This is a genomic window from Polaribacter sp. IC066 (assembly GCF_007997085.1).
GTDB lineage: Bacteria > Bacteroidota > Bacteroidia > Flavobacteriales > Flavobacteriaceae > Polaribacter.
In genome coordinates, this window is sequence record NZ_VORR01000139.1 from 1 (window position 1) to 1,149 (window position 1,149).

The 1,149-nt window shown below is 34.5% G+C and carries 1 protein-coding gene; it reads left to right on the forward strand.

Annotated elements, in window-relative coordinates; genetic code table 11:
* Window positions 1-1,135: ISAs1 family transposase (locus ES044_RS18270; RefSeq protein ID WP_147187474.1), on the forward strand; the 1,135-nt coding region annotated here is incomplete at its 5' end.
* Between the last annotated feature and the right edge of the window lie 14 nt (window positions 1,136-1,149).

Below are 1,149 nucleotides of genomic sequence, written 5' to 3' on the forward strand. Positions count from 1 at the left end.
CCATAAGACTCAGGTCGCTTATTCAGAAACATTCCTTAACGCTTTCACCTCCTTAAAAGACCCTCGAAGAATCAATAAAGGCAACATTAAATACCCGCTAATAGAAATTTTGTTTTTAACAATTTCAAGTGTATTGTGCGGTTATTCGGACTATGTTCTGATAGCGGATTTTGGGAAGGCAAATTTACAATGGTTGCGTAAATTTTTCCCTTTCAAAGAAGGGGTTTGTTCCCATGATGTAATAGGAAAATTATTTCAAAGAGTAGATTATGAATTATTTGAGTCCTTGTATTCTGATTGGGTTAAAGAAAATTTTAAACTTACTCAAGATGAACTTATAGCTATAGATGGCAAAAGAATTTGCGGGTCATATGATAATTATTCTGGCAAAGTAGCTACTCATATAGTGTCAGCTTATGTTAGTTCTAGTGCCATTACTTTAGGACAAGAAGCCATAGCAGAAAAGAGCAACGAGATTACTGCAATTCCAAAGCTACTAGACAAGATAGATATTAAAGATGCCATGATTAGTATTGATGCCATGGGGTGTCAGAAAACAATTGCAACTAAGATAGTAGATAATGGAGGCAACTACTTTTTAGCCGTAAAGGGGAATCAGAAAGAATTATATCAACAAATGATCTCTCTATTATCGCTCAACTTACCAACTCATACAGATACTCATATTTGGGAGCAATCAGATCATGGTCGTGTCGAGAAAAGAACGGCTACACTTTTAACAGATTTAACCCTTTTAGACCAAAAGGAAGATTGGACTAACTTGAATTGTATTGCAAAAATTGAGACCCAACGCTACTGCAAGGTAAAAAAAACAACCTCCAAAGAGTCTAGATATTACATTTGTAGTAGTACAAATATAACCGCTAAAAAAGCAAACGAATATGCAAGAGGACATTGGGCAATAGAGAACAAACTACACTGGCAATTAGATGTGAATTTTGATGAAGATAAGGCTAGAAAAAGAAAAGGGAATTCCGACAAGAACTTCAACCTTATTTTAAAAACAGGATTAACCTTACTTGAAAGAGATAAGACAAATAAATTATCCATAAAAAGAAAAAAACTAAAAGCTAGCTACAACCTAAATTACAGAGAATCGCTAATGAAAGTTTAAAGGCGATTGCCCTG